At 39.9% G+C, this 4,162-nt stretch carries 3 protein-coding genes; all 3 read left to right on the top strand.

Annotated elements, in window-relative coordinates; translation table 11 throughout:
• Positions 1 to 108 precede the first annotated feature (108 nt).
• From H5187_RS22745 to H5187_RS22735, 3 genes are read left to right on the top strand one after another with little or no spacing between them, the layout of a single operon-like run.
• Positions 109 to 483 (top strand): tellurite resistance TerB C-terminal domain-containing protein, encoded by a 375-nt coding sequence (locus H5187_RS22745; RefSeq protein ID WP_182798401.1) that lies wholly within the window; start codon positions 109 to 111, stop codon positions 481 to 483.
• A 2-nt stretch (positions 484 to 485) separates the two neighbouring features.
• Positions 486 to 1,781 (top strand): ATP-binding protein, encoded by a 1,296-nt coding sequence (locus tag H5187_RS22740; protein ID WP_182798400.1) that lies wholly within the window; start codon positions 486 to 488, stop codon positions 1,779 to 1,781.
• Positions 1,778 to 4,003: a DEAD/DEAH box helicase gene (locus tag H5187_RS22735; protein WP_182761843.1), complete on the top strand. Its 2,226-nt coding sequence runs from the start codon at positions 1,778 to 1,780 to the stop codon at positions 4,001 to 4,003. Before H5187_RS22740 ends, H5187_RS22735 begins: the two co-directional genes overlap by 4 nt.
• The last annotated feature ends 159 nt before the right edge of the window (positions 4,004 to 4,162 follow it).

Below are 4,162 nucleotides of genomic sequence, written 5' to 3'. Positions count from 1 at the left end.
ACATCATCACATTGAGATAATGCTTTTTCAACCGCTTGAACTTTAAATTCTTGTGTAAATCGACGTCTCATTTTTATCTGCCTCTATTAAAAGTTAGAGGCGACAACTATCCTGACACAGGGGGGCTTAGATGAAGCAATCTTAGCCCTTCATGAAAGCCAAACAACAGAAGCTAAAAATATGCTGGAAAAGATCTTTACCTCAGATGAAGATGAAAGCGATTATATTGAAGTCTCAGAGCTGACAAACGAAGTTGAAGGATTAGATCAGGCTCATAGCCAGTTGTTTGAAAAGCTATGTGCTAAAGCGCAATGGGGTCGCGAAGAGGTAGCTCAAATGTGTAGTGAGCTAAAATTAATGGTCGATGGTGCTATAGAAACCATTAATGACTGGTCATTTGATTTAGTGGATGCACCAGTAATTGATGATGACGGTGATATATACATTGATGAAGAAATAGTCGAAGAGATAAGGGAGTTATAACAATGGCAGCAAAAAAAATCAGATCAAAAGAGCGCGATGCAATTATACAGTCTCTTAAATCGGGTGTTACCCCAAAAGTCGGCATACAACATATACAAGTAGGTCGTGGTAATGAGCTTAAAGCGCTCATTAAAGATATCGACAGAGTGACAGAGGGCGGCTCTGCTTTTCGGTTAATTATTGGCGAATACGGCTCAGGTAAAACATTCTTTTTAAGTGTAGTAAGAGCGATAGCATTAGAGCGCAAGTTAGTTACTGTTAATGCAGATCTATCTCCTGACCGTCGTATTCATGCATCATCTGGACAAGCCAGAAACTTGTATTCTGAGTTAATGAGAAACATGTCTACTCGTAATAAGCCTGATGGTAATGCATTGACCAGTGTTGTTGAAAAGTTTATTACCGAGGCACGAAAAGAAGCAGATAATACAAGCAAGGAAATAACCACAGTGATCCACGAAAGGCTCGCGTTTGTAGGTGGTTACGACTTTGCAAAAGTTATAGAAGCATACTGGACTGGCCATGAAACAGATAACGAGCAACTTAAGAACAACGCTGTAAAATGGTTAAGAGCAGAGTATGCAACAAAAACAGATGCTCGCAAAGATCTTGGTATAAGAAGTATTATCTCAGATGCGTCGTTTTATGACTCTCTAAAGCTTATGAGTTTATTTGTAAGGCAAGCTGGCTATGAAGGGTTATTAGTTAACCTCGATGAAATGGTAAATTTATACAAACTCAATAGCACCCAAGCACGATTATCAAATTACGAGCAAATTCTAAGAATACTCAACGACTGCTTACAAGGATCGGCTGAGTACTTAGGGTTTTTACTCGGTGGTACACCCGAGTTTTTACTTGATCCAAGAAAAGGGTTATATAGCTATGAGGCGCTGCAATCTCGTTTAGCTGGCAATACGTTTGCAAAGCAAGCTGGTGTTATTGATTACTCATCTCCAGCATTGCATTTGGCAAGTTTAACGCCAGAAGAATTATTCATATTACTTAAAAACCTTAGGCATGTTTTCGCATCAGGTGATGAATCGCTATATTTAGTTCCTGACGAGTCCCTTAAAGCATTTTTAGTCCATTGCAGTAAAACAATTGGAGACGCTTACTTCAGAACGCCAAGAAATACGATTAAGGCGTTTTTGGATATGCTTGCCGTGATTGATCAAAACCCAAGTATTTCTTGGGACAGCTTAATTAAAAATGTTGATATTGCAGAGGAGAAGCCTTCCGATGTAGAGTTAGAAATTGAATCTGAGGACGATGAGCTAGCTGATTTTAAATTATGATTGATGCACACGAAAGGCTTGATTTTCGCATTCAGCAGTGGATTTTTAAACAAGGCTGGGATCGACTCAGAGAGATACAATGTTTAGCAATTGACCCTATCCTCTCAGGAAAGACTGATGTGCTTATTAGTGCCTCTACTGCCGCAGGAAAAACCGAAGCATTTTTTTTACCTGCAATAAGTAGTATCGCAGATCAAGTAAGCGGTGTAGGTATTTTATATATCAGCCCGCTAAAGGCGTTAATAAACGATCAAGATCGAAGGCTAGAAAGCTTGTCAGACTTGTTAGACATACAAGTTACACCTTGGCATGGTGATAGCCCTCAAGGTCGAAAAAATAAGCTGAAACGAAATCCATCTGGCATCATGTTAATAACGCCAGAGTCCCTAGAGTCATTATTAATAAGAGACAGTGGCTGGGTAAAATCTGCTTTTCAGAATTTAAAGCATATAGTTATAGACGAATTTCACGCATTTATTGGTACTGAGCGTGGCCATCACTTGTTGAGCTTACTGCACCGCTTAGAGCATCTGCTTGGCCGTGTAAACGCACCAATACCCAGAACCGCTTTAAGTGCCACTTTAGGTGACTTAGAAAGTGTCCCGGCGTCTTTAAGACCCAATAAATCGTTGTCTTGTAAAATAATAAAGCAAACGCAGTCTTCATCAACGTTAAAAATGCAAGTGAAGGGATACATTGAAAGCGCTGTAGTAATAGATGAGGCGGTTACTGCGGAGCAAAGCGTATGTAACGATTTATATGGCCTTTGCCGTGGTGGGAACCACTTAGTGTTTGCAAACAGCAGAAGTCGCACTGAAAGCATTGCGACCACTCTTGCTGAGATGTGTGAGATTAACACTGTGCCTAACGAGTTTTTTCCACATCACGGCTCGTTAGCCAAAGAAATGCGAGAAACACTTGAAGCTCGGCTTCAGCAAGATCAAATGCCTACTACAGCAGTGTGTACTATGACTTTGGAGTTAGGCATTGATATAGGCAAGGTTAACTCTGTCGTGCAAGTTACTGCGCCGCATTCTATTGCAAGTTTACGGCAGCGCATGGGTCGTTCAGGTAGGCGTGGTGGCGCTAGTATTTTGCGAATGCTGATAACTGAGGCTGACCTTACAGAAAAATCGAGTATTGTAGATAAACTGCGGCTTGAATTGGTTCAATCGCTAGCGATGATACGTTTATTGGTTGCAAGTAAGTGGTACGAACCAGCAGACACTTCGCTCTATCACTTTTCAACATTACTTCATCAAGTTTTAGCTCTCATCGCGCAATGGGGGGGGATAAGAGCAGATCAAATCTACGTATTACTTTGTAAAGACGGTCCATTCCAACAAGTTACTGTTACACATTTTAAAGATTTGCTATCTCATATGGGTAAGGTAGATCTTATTACCCAGTTAGGTAGTGGTGAACTGGTTTTAGGTTTTATGGGTGAAAAAATAACAAATCATTATACGTTTTATGCCGTTTTTAAAACCCCTGAAGAATTTAGAATTATAACGGGTAGTAAAACACTAGGGACATTACCCGTAGATAGCCTTATTTTAGAGGGCCAACATATTGTATTTGCGGGTAAACGTTGGGTGGTTGAGCTAGTCGATACAGACAAAAAAGTGATTTCAGTACAGCATGCAAAAGGAGGGAAACCACCTAAATTTGGTGGTTCAGGGATGGCTGTACATGATGTAGTGAGACAAGAAATGCTTAAAATACTGGAAGAAGGTGACTACAGAGTTCAAGTTGGTGAACAAAGAATTGAATTTGGTGATGCAGTTGCTCAAGCACTTTTCAAAGAAGGTGCTGACTTTTTTAAAACTGCAAAACTTGAAAGTACGCATTTCTTACAGTATGGCAATACAGCCGTTGTTTTGCCCTGGGCCGGCGATAAAGTTGTAAATACACTCGTTGCAGTACTTATACACAAAGGGTTTGGAGCAGGTGCATTTGCAGGAATTATAGAAGTTGAGAATACCTTAATTGATGATGTCATCGGGGCTCTTAAAAGCTTTCGAGATGCTCAAACCATATCAGCAATTGATTTAGCTGATGCTATTGCAGAAAAAGCCATAGATAAGTTTGATGAATATTTACCTCAAGAAATTCTTGCAAAAGGGTATGCCGCTAGAGCATTTGATGTAGAGAAGGCCCGAGTATTAGTCAAAGAATTGCTCATGGCAAGATTTAAACAAGCCAAAGAGGTTAAATTATGACTTCACACATTATATTCATCAATGTCCGGAAACAGCACAGAGCCGTCATTCGGATCTAAATTGTTTATGCCCCCAAAATAATTTAACGTAAATACTCTAAAGCAAACTGTAATAGAGATCTGCATAATGCTTTACCTTAGTTAGTTAAATTTTCTGAAA

Source organism: Pseudoalteromonas sp. SG44-1 (genome assembly GCF_014164315.1).
Taxonomy (GTDB): domain Bacteria; phylum Pseudomonadota; class Gammaproteobacteria; order Enterobacterales; family Alteromonadaceae; genus Pseudoalteromonas; species Pseudoalteromonas rhizosphaerae.
This window is presented reverse-complemented; position numbering and strand designations above follow the sequence as displayed.